General features: G+C 70.8%; 16 protein-coding genes. 10 read left to right on the top strand and 6 right to left on the bottom strand.

All coding sequences use genetic code 11. From position 1 onward, the window contains the following. Window positions 1-133 precede the first annotated feature (133 nt). The 4 genes from ACWEVS_RS39455 to ACWEVS_RS39440 all read right to left on the bottom strand — a co-directional run bounded on the left by ACWEVS_RS39455 (window position 134) and on the right by ACWEVS_RS39440 (window position 4,614). Window positions 134-1,429, bottom strand: a complete 1,296-nt coding sequence (locus ACWEVS_RS39455; RefSeq protein WP_452555909.1) for an MFS transporter — start codon at window positions 1,427-1,429, stop codon at window positions 134-136. A gap of 312 nt (window positions 1,430-1,741) precedes the next feature. Beyond that, entirely contained in the window at window positions 1,742-2,092 is a 351-nt protein-coding gene (locus ACWEVS_RS39450) for a nuclear transport factor 2 family protein (protein WP_449926406.1), read from the bottom strand. A 49-nt stretch (window positions 2,093-2,141) separates the two neighbouring features. Beyond that, window positions 2,142-2,543 carry a hypothetical protein gene (locus ACWEVS_RS39445; protein WP_354912050.1) on the bottom strand — a complete coding sequence of 134 codons (402 nt, stop codon included), beginning with the start codon at window positions 2,541-2,543 and terminating at the stop codon, window positions 2,142-2,144. Window positions 2,544-2,958: 415 nt separating this feature from the next. Next, window positions 2,959-4,614 carry a class I adenylate-forming enzyme family protein gene (locus ACWEVS_RS39440; protein WP_452555906.1) on the bottom strand — a complete coding sequence of 552 codons (1,656 nt, stop codon included), beginning with the start codon at window positions 4,612-4,614 and terminating at the stop codon, window positions 2,959-2,961. A 212-nt stretch (window positions 4,615-4,826) separates the two neighbouring features. Between ACWEVS_RS39440 and argC the strand changes: the two genes are divergently transcribed. From argC to ACWEVS_RS39395, 9 genes are all read left to right on the top strand, one after another. After that, window positions 4,827-5,852, top strand: coding sequence for an N-acetyl-gamma-glutamyl-phosphate reductase (gene argC, locus ACWEVS_RS39435; RefSeq protein WP_452555904.1), 1,026 nt, complete (start codon window positions 4,827-4,829; stop codon window positions 5,850-5,852). Window positions 5,853-5,919: 67 nt separating this feature from the next. Beyond that, window positions 5,920-7,074: a bifunctional glutamate N-acetyltransferase/amino-acid acetyltransferase ArgJ gene (argJ, locus tag ACWEVS_RS39430; protein WP_354912042.1), complete on the top strand. Its 1,155-nt coding sequence runs from the start codon at window positions 5,920-5,922 to the stop codon at window positions 7,072-7,074. Further along, window positions 7,071-7,943, top strand: coding sequence for an acetylglutamate kinase (gene argB, locus ACWEVS_RS39425; RefSeq protein WP_452416548.1), 873 nt, complete (start codon window positions 7,071-7,073; stop codon window positions 7,941-7,943). The genes argJ and argB overlap by 4 nt, the downstream gene beginning before the upstream one ends. Next, window positions 7,943-9,112, top strand: a complete 1,170-nt coding sequence (locus tag ACWEVS_RS39420) for an acetylornithine transaminase (RefSeq protein ID WP_449926416.1) — start codon at window positions 7,943-7,945, stop codon at window positions 9,110-9,112. Before argB ends, ACWEVS_RS39420 begins: the two co-directional genes overlap by 1 nt. Beyond that, window positions 9,105-10,052: an ornithine carbamoyltransferase gene (argF, locus tag ACWEVS_RS39415; protein ID WP_452555902.1), complete on the top strand. Its 948-nt coding sequence runs from the start codon at window positions 9,105-9,107 to the stop codon at window positions 10,050-10,052. The genes ACWEVS_RS39420 and argF overlap by 8 nt, the downstream gene beginning before the upstream one ends. Continuing rightward, window positions 10,049-10,558: an arginine repressor gene (locus ACWEVS_RS39410; RefSeq protein ID WP_354912034.1), complete on the top strand. Its 510-nt coding sequence runs from the start codon at window positions 10,049-10,051 to the stop codon at window positions 10,556-10,558. The genes argF and ACWEVS_RS39410 overlap by 4 nt, the downstream gene beginning before the upstream one ends. Window positions 10,559-10,560: 2 nt before the next feature. Then, window positions 10,561-11,760 carry an argininosuccinate synthase gene (locus tag ACWEVS_RS39405; RefSeq protein ID WP_449926422.1) on the top strand — a complete coding sequence of 400 codons (1,200 nt, stop codon included), beginning with the start codon at window positions 10,561-10,563 and terminating at the stop codon, window positions 11,758-11,760. 34 nt (window positions 11,761-11,794) lie between these two features. Beyond that, on the top strand, window positions 11,795-13,216 hold the full coding sequence (gene argH / locus ACWEVS_RS39400) for an argininosuccinate lyase (RefSeq protein WP_354912029.1): 1,422 nt from the start codon (window positions 11,795-11,797) through the stop codon (window positions 13,214-13,216). After that, on the top strand, window positions 13,198-13,824 hold the full coding sequence (locus ACWEVS_RS39395; RefSeq protein WP_452555900.1) for a DNA-3-methyladenine glycosylase: 627 nt from the start codon (window positions 13,198-13,200) through the stop codon (window positions 13,822-13,824). Before argH ends, ACWEVS_RS39395 begins: the two co-directional genes overlap by 19 nt. Here the strand turns inward: ACWEVS_RS39395 and ACWEVS_RS39390 are convergent. Continuing rightward, on the bottom strand, window positions 13,761-14,165 hold the full coding sequence (locus ACWEVS_RS39390; RefSeq protein ID WP_354912023.1) for a PH domain-containing protein: 405 nt from the start codon (window positions 14,163-14,165) through the stop codon (window positions 13,761-13,763). The two genes, ACWEVS_RS39395 and ACWEVS_RS39390, sit on opposite strands and share 64 nt — an antisense overlap. Window positions 14,166-14,254: 89 nt before the next feature. Between ACWEVS_RS39390 and tyrS the strand changes: the two genes are divergently transcribed. Beyond that, the gene (gene tyrS, locus ACWEVS_RS39385) at window positions 14,255-15,520 is read left to right on the top strand and encodes a tyrosine--tRNA ligase (RefSeq protein WP_354912021.1); all 1,266 of its coding nucleotides are present in this window, start codon (window positions 14,255-14,257) and stop codon (window positions 15,518-15,520) included. Between the two features lie 27 nt (window positions 15,521-15,547). On the opposite strand, the gene ACWEVS_RS39380 is transcribed toward tyrS, so the two are convergent. Next, the gene (locus tag ACWEVS_RS39380) at window positions 15,548-17,059 is read right to left on the bottom strand and encodes a glycosyltransferase family 39 protein (protein WP_452555897.1); all 1,512 of its coding nucleotides are present in this window, start codon (window positions 17,057-17,059) and stop codon (window positions 15,548-15,550) included. Window positions 17,060-17,461 lie beyond the last annotated feature (402 nt).

Here is a 17,461-nt window from a genome sequence, read left to right as displayed (position 1 = left end):
GGCTGCGTCGGCGGTACCACCGGGTAGGCTCCGGGCGGCGGTATCAGCGGGCGTGCTCCAGCGGGGTGGCGTCGCCGGGGCGGCGCGGGCTCAGGTCCGGGCGGCCTGGGGCCGGCAGGGCCGCACGTCGGCGTCAGGCCTGGGAGGTGGCGGCCTCGCGGCGGGCCTTCTCGGCCAGCGCGTGTTCGCTGGTCCTGGCGTCGTAGGTGCGGAAGGACGGCAGCAGCCACGCCAGCAGCGCCACCGAGCCCACGCACAGCAACCCGCCCACCCCCAGGGAGAACCGGGCGCCTCCGGCCTGCGCCATGAGCCCGGCCCTGGCGTTGCCGAGCATCGGGCCGCTGGCGTAGGAGAGCAGCTCGATGCCCGCCAGGCGGCCGCGCAGTTCCTCCGGGATGGTCTGGTTCCACATGGTCATCCGGAAGATGCCGCTGACCATGTCGGCCGCGCCCGCCAGCGCCAGGCAGAGGAAGATCGCCCAGATGTTGGGGATCACCGCCGCGAGCGCGATCGCCGCCCCCCACAGCGCCGCCGCCAGGATCACGCCGAGTCCCTGTCGTTGCACGCGCGCCGCCCAGGCCCCCGTGAGCGAGGCGACGAGCGAGCCGACCGCGCCGGCCGAATACAGCAGGCCGAGCGCCTGGGGAGCGCCGTAGTGGTCGACGATGAACGGGAACAGCGCCGTCGACATGGCGAACACCATCGCGGCGATGTCGACCAGGTAGGTGCCCATCAGGTCGCGCCTGCCGACGGCGTAGCGGACGCCCTCGACCAGCGAGCTCAGCGAGGCCGGAGCGGCGTCCTCCTTCGGCGGGACGGCCGCGATCCGCCACAGCAGCAGCAGCGAGAGCACGAAGCTGAGGGTGTCGACCGCGTAGGCGGTGGCGACGCTGAACGTGGTCACCAGCAGGCCGCCGAGGGCGGGCGCCGTGATGGCGCCGATGTTCCAGCGCAGGCTGGCCAGCACGGCCGCGGAACCCAGCTGGTCGTGCCTGACCACCTGCGGGATCAGCGCCTCCAGACTCGGCCGCTGCAGGCTGGCCAGGCCAGTGGAAAGCGCGCCGACCACGTACAGCACCCACACCTGCGGCTCGGGCAGGATCGCGTTGACCATCAGGAGCGCCGAGGTCACCATGAGCCCGACCTCGCCCAGCAGGATGACCTTGCGCCGGTCGAGCGAGTCGGCGATCGCGCCGCCCCACAGCCCGCAGATCACCATGGGCACGAACTCCGCCAGGCTCACCAGGCCGACCGCGACGTAGGAGCCGGTCAGCTCCTTCATCTGGTACGGCACCGCGACCATCGTGATGAACGTGCCGAACATGGTGATGACGCCGGAGGCCATCAGCAGCCGGTAGTCGCGGGATTCGCGCAGCGGACCCAGATCGATGGCGAAGTGGGCGAGCAGGCGCTTGAGTCGGTCGGACACGAGGGTTCATTGTGTTTCGGGTCCGCGGGCCGGCGCAAAGGATTTTCCACCGCCCGGCAGGACGAAGCGCCGACGTGCCGGCCCCTCGCGTGATGGCCTCCCACGCGATGGCATTCCACGCGATGGCCCCTTCGCGTGATGACCCCTTCGCGTGACGGCTCCCTCGCGTGATGGCCTCCCAGCCGATGGCTCCTTCGCGTGATTGCCCCACATGAGGGGCCCCCGCCGGATGGCCCAGTGTGACGGCCTCCGCGTGAGGGCCCGAGCATGACGAAGGCCCCCGGGGGGTCCGGGGGCCTTCGAGCGGATCGCTCAGCCGGGCACTTTGTCGAGAAAGCCGAGCACCTGGCGGATCCTGCCGTCCTCGGCGAGCTTCACCACGTCGAACCCGACGGCCAGCGCCTCGCCGCCGGCGGGGCCGAGGTGCCAGGTGAAGCGGACCAGGTCGTGGTGGGCGTCGTAAAGCTCGCCGGGGGTGAAGACCAGGCCGGGGAACATCTCCTGGGCTCCGGCGATCACCGCGGCGATGCCCTCGTGGCCGGCCACGTCCGCCATGGGGTCGGTGTAGGTGGCGTCCTCGGTCCAGAGCTCGGCGACGGCCTTGGCGCGGGCCTCGGCGTCGGTCTCGTTCCAGGCGGCCAGGTAGCGCTCGACGATGGTCATGGTGTTCTCGTCCTTTCCTGTCGGTGAGAGGGGCGGGTCGGTGAGGGGGTCAGGCGGCCTTGCGCAGGCCCATGATCTGCAGTTCGGCGAAGCCGGCCACCACGAGGGCCTGGGCGATGGCCCAGATCGCGCCGATGGTGGTGAAGTCCATGAGGCCGGTGACGACGGTGGCGACGCTGCCGAGGGTCCACACGATGTTCAGGGCGATCACGGCCTGGGTGGCGGCCCTGCTGATGGTCGCCCGGCTGGCGAGGAAGCCGACCGCCGCGCCGTAGACGAGGAGGAAGACGCCGATCTCGCGCAGGACGCCGGCGTCGGCGCCGAGGAGCGCGCCGACGGGGGCGGCGGCCAGCAGGTAGATCAGCCCGTTGCCGCCGGTGATGATGGCGTCCGCGGCCAGGGCCAGGCGCAGGAACTTGGCGCGGTCGGCGGTGACGGGGATGGTGGTCATCGTGTGCTCCTTCGGAAGGGTGTTTCGTTCCGGTGGTGCAACCGTGTCATCAGGGACATCAAGGCTGCGATTACGCGGGAGGTAACGACGACCGCCTGTGGCGCGCTGACCTGCGACAAAGCAAAGAAAAACGCTCTTCCGCCCACCGAGGGCGCGGATGAACGCGCGTCAAGAGGGGTGGAAGAGCGCGGGTCGAGAGGGCGGAAGAGCGCGGGCCCGAGGGGATGAGCGCGCGTCCAGGGGGTCAAGGGGGGTGGAAGAGCGCGGTCCGAGGGGATGAGCGCGGGTCAAGGGAGGTGGAAGGGCACGGGCCGGAGGGATGAGCTCGCGGGGCGAGGGGGGCGGAAGAGCGGGCCTCGGGCCGCTCAGCAGGGCCGGTCAGCGCTCAGTAGGGCCCTTCAGTAGGGGCCGGGCATCAGGGTCGGTCGGGGCCCAGGACCTCCTGCCGCAGCCGGGTCTTGAGGATCTTGCCGCCCGGGTTGCGCGGCAGCTGGCCGTCCCTGAACCAGTAGTGAGCAGGCACCTTGAACCCGGCGATCCGTTCCTTCAGGAACGCCGTCAGCTCCTCGTCCGTGGCGGGGGCCGACAGCCGGACCACCGCGCCCACCTCCTCGCCGAGCTCGTCGTGCGGCACGCCGATCACCGCCGCGTCGTCCACGGACGGGTGCTCGAACAGCGCCGCCTCGACCTCCGCGCAGTACACGTTCTCGCCGCCGCGGATCACCATGTCCTTCGCCCGGTCGACGATGTACACGAAGCCTTCGTCGTCCACCCGCGCCAGGTCGCCGGTGTGCAGCCACCCGTCGACGAAGGTCTCGGCCGTCGCCGCGGGCTTGTTCCAGTAGCCGAGGATGACGTTGGGTCCCCGCAGGCACAGTTCGCCCACCTCGCCGGCGGGCAGCGGCGCGCCCGTGGGGTCGGTGACGCGCACGTCGACGACGGCGGAGGGCAGTCCGATGCTGTCCGGTCTGCGGGTGTAGTCGGCGCCCGCGTTGTTGATCGCCAGGGCCGTGGTCTCCGTCATGCCGTAACCGTTGCTCGGTGCGCGGCCCGGCAGTTCGGCGCTGATGCGCTCCATGAGCTTGGGCGGTGCGGGGGCGCCGCCGTACGAGATGCCGGTGAGGGACGACAGGTCGTACTTGCCCACGTCGGGGTGCGACAGCAGCTGCCAGGCGTTGGTGGGCACGCCGGTCATGCCGGTGATCTGCTCGCGTTCGATGAGCTGCAGTGCCCGCTCGGGGTCCCACTTGTACATGAGCACGAGAGCGCCTCCGGTGAACATGGTGCCCATGAGGACGGCGAAGCAGCCCGTCACGTGGAACAGCGGCACGGTCAGCAGCGTCACGCGCCGCTCACCCGTCAGGCCGGACGGGTCCTTGCCCGCCATGACGACCGCTCTGATCAGCGAGTAGGCGACGGTCATCGGGGCCTGGCCGAGGTTGCGGTGGCTGCCGAGCGCGCCCTTGGGCAGCCCCGTCGTGCCGGAGGTGTAGAAGATCGTGGCCGGGTCCTCGGGCGACAGCTCCACCTCGGGAAGCGTCACGTCCGGCCTGACCTCGCCCATGACCTCGTCCCACGGCCTGCCGTGTCCCGACCCTCTGGTGACGATCAGCGGCACGCCTGTGCCGGCCAGCCGCTCGGCGCGCTCGCCGTCGGCGATCAGCACCTTGGCGCCCGAGTCCGTGACCCCGTAGGCGAGCTCCTGCGCGGTCCACCACGCGTTCAGCGGTACGGCGATCGCCCCCGCGGCGAGCACGGCGGAGAAGGAGACGACCCATTCCGGGTAGTTGCGCATGGCGATCGCGACCCTGTCACCCTTGGCGACGCCGTACTCCTCGGCGAGCCTGCGCGCCAGGGTCGCCGCCTGCCGGTAGTGCTCCTCGTAGCTGATCCGCTCGTCCTCGTAAACGAGGAAGTCCTTCTCGCCCTGGAACCGACTGTTCTCGAGCATCGTGCGGAAGTGTCCGGGTGCGTGCTTCCACGTACGGATCCCGGAGTCGAGCGCCTCGGTTTCGAACAGCTGGCCCGCCGCCGTGAGCTGGGCCTGGACCTGGGTGTGCGTGATGCTCATGGGCAAGAACTCCCGCAGGGTCTGTGAACCGGAGTCTCACAGTACCGACCGGTAGGTACGTGACGCTAGATCCTCAATTCTGAGTGGTTATGCACTTTTCGGGTGTTTAGTCCCATCTCGCGATGCGGGCGCGCAGGCCGAGCTTGCTTGCATGTTCATCGACTCACATGCATAATCTTTCTAAGCAAGAGCATGAGTAAGGGTGAATGATTATGCAGCGTGTGGCGATCGCCGGAGCCAGCGGCTATGCCGGAGGTGAGCTCGCGCGCCTGCTGCTCATGCATCCTGAGCTGGAGATCGGCGCGCTGACCGCGGCCACGAGCGCGGGCAGCCCGCTCGGCGCCCACCAGCCGCACCTGCCCCAGCTGGCCGGCCGGATCATTCAGGAAACCACCGCCGAGACCCTCGCCGGCCACGACGTGGTCTTCCTCGCCCTCCCGCACGGCCAGTCCGCCGCGGTCGCCGCCCAGCTCGACGACGACACGGTGGTCGTCGACTGCGGAGCCGACCACCGGCTCGCCGACCCCGCCGCGTGGGCGGAGTTCTACGGCGGAGCCCACGCGGGCACCTGGCCGTACGGCCTGCCCGAGCTTCCCGGCCAGCGCGACCTGCTCAAGGCCGCCCGGCGCATCGCCGTACCCGGCTGCTACCCGACGGCCGTCACCCTGGCCCTCTTCCCGGCCTTCGCGGTAGGGCTCGCCGAGCCCGACGTGGTCGTGGTGGCCGCCACCGGCACCAGCGGCGCCGGCAAGGCGCTCAAGCCGCACCTGCTCGGCAGCGAGGTCATGGGCTCGGTCAGCGCCTACGGCGTCGGCGGCGTCCACCGCCACACGCCCGAGATGGAGCAGAACCTGTCGGCCGTGGCGGGTGTCCCCGTCACCGTCGCCTTCACCCCGATGCTGGCCCCGATGAGCCGCGGCATCCTCGCGACCTGCACGGCTCCCGCCGCCCCCGGCCTCACCACCGCCACGCTGCGCGAGGCCTACGACAGCGCGCTGAAGGACGAGCCGTTCGTCACGCTGCTGCCCGAAGGCACCTGGCCCGCCACCGCGATGACCTACGGCGCCAACACCGCGGCCCTGCAGGTCACGCTGGACGAGCGAGCCGGCCGCGTGGTCGCCGTCATCGCCATCGACAACCTCACCAAGGGCACGGCGGGCGGCGCGATCCAGAGCGTCAACCTCGCCCTCGGCCTACCAGAAGAGCTCGGCCTTCCTCAGAACGGAGTCGCCCCGTGAGCGAGCGTGGCGAGGGAACCATCAAACACTGTGCGTTGACGCTCATGCGTCCGACGAAGGAGGACGCATGAGCGTCACAGCACCCCTCGGGTTCAAGGCCGCGGGCATCACCGCGGGCATCAAGGCCAGCGGTCACCGCGACCTGGCCCTCGTCGTCAACGAGGGGCCCCGCCGCGCCGCGGCGGGCGTCTTCACCGCCAACCGCGTGAAGGCCGCCCCCGTCCTGTGGTCACAGCAGGTCCTGGCCGGCGGCAGGGTGCGCGCGGTCGTCCTCAACTCCGGCGGCGCCAACGCCTGCACGGGTCCCGAGGGCTTCCAGGACACCCACGCCACGGCGGAGAAGGTCGCCGAGGTGCTGGCCGACTCGGCCGGCGAGATCGCGGTGTGCTCCACCGGCCTGATCGGCGAGCGGCTGCCCATGGACCGGCTGCTGGCCGGCGTCGACAGCGCCGCCACCCAGCTCTCCCGCGACGGCGGCCTGGCGGCGGCCGACGCGATCCGCACGACCGACACCGTCTCCAAGATCTCCTTCAAGCGCGGCGACGGCGGCTACATGGTCGGCGGCATGGCCAAGGGCGCCGGCATGCTCGCCCCCGCCCTGGCGACCATGCTGTGCGTCATCACCACCGACGCCGACCTGTCGGCCGAGCAGCTCGACACGGTGCTGCGCAAGGCCACGTCGAAGACCTTCGACCGGCTCGACGCCGACGGCTGCATGTCCACCAACGACACCGTGCTGCTGCTGGCCAGCGGCGCCTCCGGCATCATCCCCGACCTCGACGAGTTCGAGAAGAAGATCACCGAGGTCTGCGCCGACCTGGCGCGGCAGCTGCTGGTCGACGCCGAGGGCGCCTCCAAGGCGATCGCCATCGAGGTCGTCGGCGCGGCCAGCGAGGACGACGCGGTCACCGTCGGCCGTACGGTCTCCCGCTCCAACCTCCTCAAGTGCGCCATCCACGGCGAGGACCCCAACTGGGGCCGCGTCCTGTCAGCGGTCGGCACCACCGACGCGGTCTTCGAGCCCGACCGGATCAACGTGGCCATCAACGGCATCTGGATCTGCAGGGGCGGCGCCGTCGGCGACGACCGCGCCAAGGTCGACATGCGTCCCCGCGACGTCACCATCACCATCGACCTGTCGGCAGGACCGCACTCGGCGACCATCCACACGACGGACCTGACCGCCGCCTACGTCCACGAGAACTCGGCGTACAGCTCATGAGGGCCAACGGAGCGCTCGCCAAGGCGAGCACGCTGATCGAGGCGCTACCCTGGCTGGCCAGGTTCAGCGGCGCCACCGTCGTCATCAAGTACGGCGGCAACGCCATGACCGAGGACTCCCTCAAGGAGGGCTTCGCCGAGGACATCGTCTTCCTGCGCTACGCGGGCCTCAAGCCCGTCGTCGTGCACGGCGGAGGGCCGCAGATCAACGCCCAGCTCGACCGGCTGGGCATCGAGTCGACGTTCACCGCGGGGCTTCGGGTCACCACGCCCGAGGCCATGCAGGTCGTCAGGATGGTCCTGGTCGGCCAGGTCAACCGCGACGTCGTCGGCCTGATCAACCGGCACGGCCCGTTCGCCGTCGGCATGTCAGGCGAGGACGCCCACCTGTTCACCGCCGAGCGCAAGCACGCCGTCGTCGACGGCGAGCCGGTCGACATCGGCCAGGTCGGCGAGATCGTCAGGGTCGAGCCCGGCGCGGTCCGGGCGATGCTCGACGACGGCCGCATCCCCGTCGTCTCCAGCGTCGCCCGCGGCGACGACGGGGAGATCTACAACGTCAACGCCGACACCGCCGCCGCCGCGCTGGCCGTCGCGCTCGACGCGCAGAAGCTGATCGTGCTCACCGACGTCGAGGGCCTGTACGCCAACTGGCCCGAGGACACCGACGTGATCGACCGGCTCAAGGCGGCCGAGCTGGCCGAGATGCTGCCGACGCTGTCCAGCGGCATGGTGCCCAAGATGGAGGCCTGCCTGACGGCCGTGCAGGGCGGCGTGCCGCAGGCGCACGTCCTCGACGGCCGCGTGCCCCACTCCCTGCTGCTCGAGATCTTCACCGACCACGGAATCGGAACCATGGTGATGCCCTGATGAACCTGTATCAGAGGTTCGAGAACGCCTTCATGCCGAACTACGGCGTCCCGCCGCTGGCTCTGGCCCGAGGCGAGGGCACCACCGTGTGGGACGTCGACGGCCGGCCGTACCTCGACTTCATCGGCGGGATCGCGGTCGACTCGCTCGGCCACGCCCACCCCGCGCTGGTGGAGGCGGTCTCCCGGCAGGTGGCCACCATCGCCCACACCAGCAACCTGTTCCTGCACGAGCCCGAGGTGCTGCTCGCCGAGAAGCTGCTGGAGCTGCTGAAGGAGCCCGCCAGGATCTTCTTCGCCAACTCCGGCACCGAGGCGAACGAGGCCGCCTACAAGCTGTCGGTCAAGTACGGCAAGGCCACGGGCCGCTCCTACTTCGTCGCCACCGAGAACGGCTTCCACGGCCGCACCATGGGCGCCCTGTCGCTGACCGGCAAGAAGGCCATCCGCGACCAGTTCGGCCCGTTCCCTGTCGAGGTCCGCTTCGTGCCGTACGGCGACGCCGACGCGCTCGCCCAGGCCGTCACCGAGGACTGCATCGCCGTCTTCCTCGAGCCCACGCAGGGCGAGGCGGGCGTCGTGCCGCCGCCGGACGGCTACCTCAAGGCCGCCCGCGAGATCTGCACCGCGGCGGGGGCACTGCTGGTCGCCGACGAGATCCAGTCGGCCATCGGCCGGACGGGACACTGGTTCGCCCACCAGGCCGACGGCGTCGTGCCCGACATCCTCACCCTGGCCAAGGGCCTGGGCGGCGGGCTGCCGATCGGCGCGTGCGTGGGCTTCGGCTTCGCCGGCACGCTGTTCGAGAAGGGCGATCACGGCTCGACGTTCGGCGGCAACCCGGTCTCCTGCGCCGCCGCGCTGGCCGTCCTGGACAACGTCGACCTCGACCACGTCAACCGGGCCGCCGACCTGCTGTGGTCGGGCCTGGAGGAGGTGCGGCACCCGCTGCTGAAGGGCGTGCGCGGCCGCGGCCTCTGGCTGGCGCTGGTGCTCCACCAGCCCGTCTCCGGCAAGGTGCAGCAGGCCGCGCAGAACGCCGGATTCCTGGTCAACGCCCTGCAGCCCGACGCGGTACGGCTCGCCCCTCCGCTGGTGGTGACGGCCGAGGAGATCCGCTCCTTCGTCGCCGCCCTCCCCTCCATCCTCGAAGAGGCCTCCCGTGACTAGACCACCCGTCCGGCACTTCCTGAAGGACGACGACCTTTCGCCCGCCGAGCAGGCCGAGGTGCTCGACCTGGCCGCGGCGATGAAGAAGGACCCGTACGGCTACCGCCCCTTCGCGGGCCCCAGGACCGTCGCGGTCCTGTTCGACAAGCCGTCCACCAGGACGCGTGTCTCCTTCGCCGTCGGCATCGGCGAGCTGGGCGGCCTCCCCATGATCATCGACGGCGGCACGTCCCAGATGGGTCGCGGCGAGCCGATCGAGGACACCGCCAAGGTGCTGGAGCGCCAGGTGGCCGCCATCGTGTGGCGGACCGGCGCCCAGCAGCGCATCGACGCCATGGCCGCGGCCTCTGGCGTGCCCGTGGTCAACGCCCTGACCGACGAGTACCACCCCTGCCAGATCCTCGCCGACCTGCAGACCGTCAGGGAGCGGTTCGGCAGGACCGAGGGGCTGACGCTGGCCTACTTCGGCGACGGCGCCAACAACATGGCCCACTCCTACCTGCTCGGCGGCGCCACCGCCGGCATGCACGTGCGGATCGCCGCGCCGTCCGGCTTCCAGCCCGATCCCGCGATCCTGGCCAGGGCCGCGGAGGTCGCGGAACAGACCGGCGGCACCGTCGCCGTCCACCAGGACCCGGTGGTCGCCGCGCACGGCGCCGACGTCGTCGCCACCGACACCTGGGTGTCCATGGGGCAGGACGGCAAGGAGGAGCGCGTCGCGGCGCTCATGCCGTACCAGGTGAACTCCGCGCTGCTGGCCCACGCCGCGCCCGAGGCCGTCGTGCTGCACTGCCTGCCCGCCTACCGCGGCTACGAGATCAGCGCCGAGGTGCTCGACGGCCCCCGCAGCGTGGTGTGGGACCAGGCGGAGAACCGCCGCCACGCGCAGAAGGCGCTCCTGCAGTGGCTGGTGACGGCACCGGCGAAGGAGTCCCGATGACCATCCCCATGACCAAGGTGGCGCGACAGGCCAAGATCACCGAGCTGCTGCAGCGCCAGGCCGTGCGCTCCCAGCCGGAGCTGGCCAAGCTGCTCGCCGAGAGCGGGGTCGAGGTCACCCAGGCCACGCTATCCCGCGACCTGGACGAGCTCGGCGCCCTCAAGCTGCGCGCGGAGGACGGCTCGCTGGTCTACGCCCTTCCCGGCGAGGGCGGCGGGCGCATCCCGCTGGCCCGCCTCGGCACCGGCGAGTCGCCCGCCGCCAGGCTCAACCGCATCGCCGAGGAACTGCTCGTCTCCGCCGAGGCCTCGGCCAACCTCGTCATCGTCAGGACACCGCCCGGCGCCGCCCAGTTCCTCGCCTCCGCCATCGACCACGCCGACTGGGAGTCCATCCTCGGCACCGTGGCAGGAGACGACACCATCCTGGTCATCAGCCGTGACCCGCAGGGGGGCCAGGCGCTCGCGGGCAGCCTGCTCAACATCGCCAACCGCAAAGGACCATGATCATGTCTGAGAGAGTCGTGCTCGCCTTCTCCGGAGGGCTGGATACCTCCGTCGCCATTCCGTTCCTGGCCGAGAAAATGGACGCCGAGGTCATCGCCGTGGCCGTCGACCTCGGTCAGGGCGGCGAGGACATGGACGTGATCCAGAAACGCGCCCTCGACTGCGGCGCCGTCGAGTCCGTGGTGATCGACGCCAAGGACGAGTTCGCGGCCGACTTCTGCGTCCCCGCGCTGCAGGCCAACGCGCTCTACATGGACCGCTACCCGCTGCTGTCGTCGCTGTCGCGCCCGCTGATCGTCAAACACCTGGTGTCGGCGGCCAAGCAGTTCGGCGGCACCACGGTCTCCCACGGTTGCACCGGCAAGGGCAACGACCAGGTCCGCTTCGAGGCGGGCCTGGCCGCGCTGGCCCCCGACCTCAAGGTCGTCGCGCCCGCACGCGACTTCGCCTGGACCCGTGACAAGGCCATCGCCTTCGCCGAGGAGAAGGGCCTGCCGATCGAGACCACCAAGAAGAACCCCTACTCGATCGACCAGAACCTGTGGGGCAGGGCCATCGAGACCGGCTACCTCGAGGACATCTGGAACGGTCCCACCGAGGACATCTACGCCTACACCGCCGACCCGGCCGAGCCGCGCGAGGCCGACGAGGTCGTCATCACCTTCGAGCGCGGCGTGCCGGTCGCCCTCGACGGGCGGCTGCTCACGCCGTTCCAGATCGTCGACGAGCTGAACAGGCGGGCCGGCGCGCAGGGCGTCGGCAGGATCGACATGGTCGAGGACCGGCTCGTCGGTATCAAGTCGCGCGAGGTCTACGAGGCGCCCGGCGCCATCGCGCTCATCACCGCGCACATGGAGCTGGAGAACGTCACCGTCGAACGCGACCTGGCCCGCTTCAAGCGCGGCGTCGACCAGCGCTGGAGCGAGCTCGTCTACGACGGCCTGTGGTTCTCGCCGCTCAAGCACGCCCTCGACGCGCTCATCGCCGAGGCGCAGAAGTACGTCAGCGGCGACATCCGGATGACGTTGCACGGCGGCCGCGCGGTCGTCACGGGCCGGCGCTCGGAGCAGTCGCTGTACGACTTCTCGCTGGCCACCTACGACACCGGCGACACCTTCGACCAGTCGCTCGCCAAGGGATTCGTCCAGCTGTGGAGCCTGCCGTCCAAGATCGCTGCAGCCCGTGACGTGAAGCATGGCTAGGATCGCGTGGGACTTCGCGGAGAAGACGGAGGGTATGACGGTGAGTGATGGCAAGCCGATGAGGCTGTGGGGCGGGCGCTTCGAGTCGGGCCCCGCCGACGCGCTGGCTCGGCTGTCGGTGAGCGTGCACTTCGACTGGCGGCTGGTGCCGTACGACCTGATGGCCTCGCGGGCGCACGCCCGCGTGCTGAACAGGGCGGACCTGCTGACGGACGACGAGCTCGAGCGCATGATCGGCGCGCTCGACGACCTGGAGCGCGCCTGCAAGAACGGTGAGTTCCGGCCGACGGTCGCCGACGAGGACGTGCACACCGCGCTGGAGCGGGGGCTGCTGGAGCGGCTCGGCGCCCTCGGCGGCAAGCTGCGCGCCGGGCGCAGCCGCAACGACCAGATCGCCACCGACCTGCGGCTCTACCTCCGCGACCACGTCCGCACCATCGTCTCCAGGCTGGTGGAGCTGGAGACGGCGCTGCTGGCCCAGGCCGCCGACCACGCCGACACGGCGGCGCCCGGCATGACCCACCTGCAGCACGCCCAGCCGGTCTCCTTCGGCCACCAGTTGCTGGCGCACGTGCACGCCTTCGCACGCGACATCGACCGCCTGATCGACTGGGACAAGCGGGCCGCGGTCTCGCCGCTGGGCTCCGGCGCGCTGGCCGGCTCGTCGCTGCCGCTCGACCCCGTCGTCGTCGCCGCCGAGCTCGGCTTCGACGCCGCCGCGCCGAACTCGATGGACGCCGTCGCCGACCGCGACTTCGCCGCCGAGTTCCTGTTCGACGCCGCGATGATCGGCGTCCACCTGTCGCGGCTCGGCGAGGAGATCGTCCTGTGGGCCTCGCAGGAGTTCCGCTGGATCGAGATGGACGACGCCTACTCGACCGGCTCGTCGATCATGCCGCAGAAGAAGAACCCGGACGTGGCCGAGCTCGCCCGCGGCAAGTCCGGCCGCCTCATCGGCAACCTCATGACGCTGCTGACCGTGCTCAAGGGCCTGCCGCTCACCTACAACCGCGACCTGCAGGAGGACAAGGAGCCGGTCTTCGACACCGTCGACACGCTGCTCGTCGTGCTGCCCGCGGTGGCCGGGCTGGTCTCCACCATGCGCGTCAACACCGCCCGCATGTCGGCGACCGCCTCCGACGGCTTCGCCCTGGCCACCGACCTGGCCGAGCTGCTGGTCCGCAAGGGCGTGCCCTTCCGCGAGGCGCACGAGGCCGTCGGCCACCTGGTCGTCTACTGCCAGGTCAACGACGTCGACCTCGGCGACGTGAGCGACGAGGACCTGGCCAAGGTGTCGCCGCACCTGACGCCGGACGTCCGCGACGTCCTCAACGTGCCGGGCGCCCTGGCCGCGCGCAAGGCGCACGGCGGCACGGCCCCCGACAGGGTCCGCGACCAGATCGCCGCCCTGCGCGAGACCGTCGACGTGCAGGCGGCATGGGCGTCCAACGTCTGACCAGGGACTTCTTCGACCGCCCCGCCCACGAGGTCGCACCCGACCTGCTCGGGTGCGTCCTCGTGCACGGCGACGTCGGCGTCCGGCTGACCGAGGTCGAGGCGTACGGCCTGCCGGGGGAGGACCCCGCCTCCCACACCTACCGCGGGCAGACCCCGCGCAACGCGGTCATGTTCGGCCCGCCCGGCCACCTGTACGTCTACTTCACCTACGGCATGCACTACTGCGCCAACCTCGTCTGCCTGCCCGAGGGACACGGCTCGGCGGTGCTGCTGCGCGCCGGCGAGATCGTGACCGGCCTGCCCCTGGCCCGCGCCCGCCGGCCCGCCGCCAAGGACCGCGACCTCGCGCGCGGCCCCGCCAGGCTGGCGACCGCGCTCGGCCTCGGCAGGGCCGACAACGGGCTTGACATGATCGGCCGGGTGCTCGAAGGAGAGCCGGCTCCGGCGATCCGCTCAGGACCCAGGACGGGAATCTCCAGCGCCGCCGACACGCCGTGGCGGTTCTGGATCGAGGGGGAGCCGACCGTCTCGCCGTACCGGGCTCACACGCCGCGGCGGCGCAACAACGCCGCGACCTCCGTGCAGGAGGCGCCGCCGAGCTCGTAGCCGCTCAGCAGGTGCAGGTGGTCGCCGGTGTCGATCTCGAGCATCTCGCTGCGCAGCCCGAACCGCGTGCGCACGTCGACGCGGACGTCCTCGATCTGGTCCCAGGGGACGTGCCGTCTGCCGGCGAAGCCGTGCACGACCGTGATGCCGCTCTCGTCGGCGGCCAGCCGTACGGGGGCGATCACGTCCCTGGCCGCCATCGCGCCGACCAGCAAGGTCGCGGGGACGGCCAGGACGACGCCGCGCACGTCGCCGCCGAGGTACCAGTAGACGCCGAGCCCTGCACAGGCCAGAGCCCCTAGGATCTTGAGAACGGCCAGCTCGCGACGGACCTTCCACATGGACACCGAGCGTATCCAAGTGGCGAGGATGCGTGTGTATCGGGCAGGCTAGTCCCCGTCAACCACTACATGTTGGGAAAGCCGGAATCGTGACCGACATCCTCGACGACCTCGCGTGGCGAGGCCTGATCGCGCAGTCCACCGACCTCGACGCCCTCAGGGCGTCCATGGCCAAGGGGCCGATCACGGTCTATTGCGGCTTCGACCCGACCGCGGCCTCGCTGCACGTCGGCCACTTCGTGCCGCTGCTGACGCTGCGCCGCTTCCAGCTGGCCGGCCACCGGCCCATCGGCCTGGTCGGTGGCGCCACCGGGCTGATCGGCGACCCCAGCGGACGCAACTCCGAGCGCGCGCTCAACTCCAGTGACGTCGTCGCCGGATGGGTGGAGCGGCTGCGCGGCCAGGTGGGGCGTTTCATCGACTTCGAGATCCAGCCCAACCCCGCGCTCATGGTCAGCAACCTCGACTGGACCGCCGAGCTGTCCGCGATCGACTTCCTGCGCGACATCGGCAAGCACTTCCCCGTCAACCGCATGCTGGCCCGCGAGTCGGTCTCGGCGCGCCTGGCCGGTGAGGGACTCAGCTACACCGAGTTCAGCTACCAGATCCTGCAGTCGAACGACTTCCTGGAGCTGTACCGCAGGCACGGCTGCACGCTGCAGATCGGCGGCAGCGACCAGTGGGGCAACATCACCGCGGGCGTCGACCTGGTTCGCCGCGTCGAGGGCGGGCACGTCCACGCGCTCACCCTGCCACTGATCACCAAGGCCGACGGCACCAAGTTCGGCAAGACGGCGGGCGGCGCGCTGTGGCTCGACCCGGCCATGACCTCGCCCTACGCCTTCTACCAGTACTTCCTCAACTCTGACGACCGCGACGTGATCCACTACCTCAAGGTGTTCACCTTCCGCAGCCGCGAGGAGATCGAGGAACTGGAGAAGGCCGTCGCCGAGCGGCCCTTTGCCCGCGAGGCGCAGCGAGCCCTGGCCGAGGAGCTCACCGAGCTGCTGCACGGCAAGGCCGAGCTCGACGCGGTCGTCGCCGCCTCCAAGGCGTTGTTCGGGCAGGGCACGCTCGAGGACCTGCCGGCCGCGACGCTGGAGGCGGCGCTGGCGGAGGTCCCGCTGGCCAGGGTCGCCACGCTGGGCCCGACCCTCGCCGACCTCATGGCTGAAAGTGGCCTGGTCGAGTCGAAGTCGGCGGCCCGGCGCGCGATCAAGGAGGGCGGGGCGTACCTCAACAACGTCAAGATCACCGATGAGGCGTTCACGCCCGGCGCGGACGACCTGATCCAGGGACGGTTCCTCGTCCTGCGCCGCGGCAAGAAGTCGATCGGCGGCGTCATCGTCGGCTGACCCGCCCGACCGCCGGCGGGCCTGTCCTCAGGGCAGGCCCGCCTTTCGCGTGTAGAGGGAGACCGTCAGGCCGGGGATGTCGGCCGAGTGCCAGGCCTGGGCCCGGTCGAAGCCCGCCTGCCGTACCTTCTCGATCGTCGGCAGGTCGGCGTCCTTCGCGCCGCGCCACACCAGCCAGACCCTGTCGCGGCCCGCGAGCGCGGCGGCGACGTCCGCCTTCTCGGGGTAGGCGAAACTGTCGGCGGCCGGCGCCGTGCTCTCCCGCAGCACGTCGTCCGGCATGACAGCCGCGGCGTAGTAGTCGAAGCCGGTGCGCAGCGAGCTCTGGCCGTACACGATCGCGTCACCGGGCTCGAGCTTCATCCGCCGGATCGCCCACGGCACATCCTCGAAGCGGCCGTTCGGCTCCCTGATCTCCCCGTGCTGCGGTACGGCCAGCGCGCCCGCGGCGACCGTGAGGGCCACGGCGGCCGGTACGGCGAAGCGGGGCAGTTCGGCCACCGCGATCGCCGCCAGCAGCGCGAGCGCGGGAGCGGTGACGAAGAGATAGCGGTCCACGTACACGGGTGTCACCAGGTGGGAGACCGCCAGCAGCAGCACGGGCGGGAGCAGCAGCCAGCCGGACAGCGCCAGGCCCCACCGGGTGTCCCTCCTGATCATGAGGATGGCACCGGCGAGCGCGACCGCGAATAGCAGCAGGCCGATCCCGCTCGCCCCCGCCGCCATCTTGGGGAACTTCAGCAGCACCTCGGGGCCACGCTGGGGGATCCAGCTGATCGCGTGGCGCTCGCCGTACCCGATGAGACCCAGCACGGCCGCGGGGACGAACCCGGCCGCCATGGCCAGGACCATGCCCCAGGTGCCCTTGGCGCTCGCGGTGACTCCGACGCTCCTGGCGCTCGCGGTGCCTTCGGCGTCCCTGGTGCTCGCGGTGCTTCCGGCGTCCCTGGCGCTCGCGGTACCCCTGCGGAGCAGGGCGAGGTGCGCGGGGAGGACCAGGACGGCGAACAGGTGCGTGCAGCCGACGAAAGCCACGGACACCGCGTACCGCACCCATCGGGCACGGTGCAGGCACCAGAAGGAGATCGTGACCGCCGCGGCGGCGAAGGCGTAGGACCTGGCGAAGGCGCCGTAGTAGGAGACCGAGGGAAGCACGGCGAACAGCGCCGCGGCCGTCAGGCCCGCAGTCGTCCCGTGCAGGCGCCGGCCGAGGCAGACCAGGAAGGCGGCGGCCACGCCGATGGCCACGGCCGACGGCAGCCGCAGCCAGAGCTCCGCCTCGCCGAACGCCGTCCAGAAGTGCATGAACACGTAGTAGGGCAGGAAGTGGCCGTCGATGTGCTGCGCAAGCTCCCACATGCCGGAGATGCCGCGCCTGGCCGCGCTGAGGGTGGCCAGCTCGTCCCCGTTGAGGGTCGCGCCGCCCGACCCGGTGAGCGCGACGGCGCAGGCCACGACGCCCGCCACGACGGCGAGCCAGGGAGGGGTACGGGGGAGGGCGCGTGTCGGGCTCTCGGGTGCGGCGATCGTGGCGGTCACCTAGTGGAGGATAGGGGCAGAGATCGACATGCCGGACGCAGATTTGACGTGAGGGCGATCCCGACCTAATCTCGTCTGTGCCCCGGGAGCGAGCCGGACGCCGCATGACGGCGGACGGGCCCCGAGGGGCCACTCCTTCTCCAACACAGCCACCACTTGGTACGGCGTCGCATCATCCGAAAAACCGGGTGATTGGACAACGGCCAAATGTCACGGTAAGTTGAGAGGGTTGCCCCGGAAGCGGGGTGGTCGAGATTGTAGCTGGTTCGCCCGGTTTGACAGCAAGTCGGACGAAACGGTAAAATTAAGACACAACGAACGAAGCGAGTGCGGCCGGGTGGTTGACGGTGAACGCGTCCGTTTCTTGAGAACTCAACAGTGTGTTAAAAGCCAGTGCATGAA

It is taken from the genome of Nonomuraea sp. NPDC003754, assembly GCF_053605785.1.
This window is presented reverse-complemented; position numbering and strand designations above follow the sequence as displayed.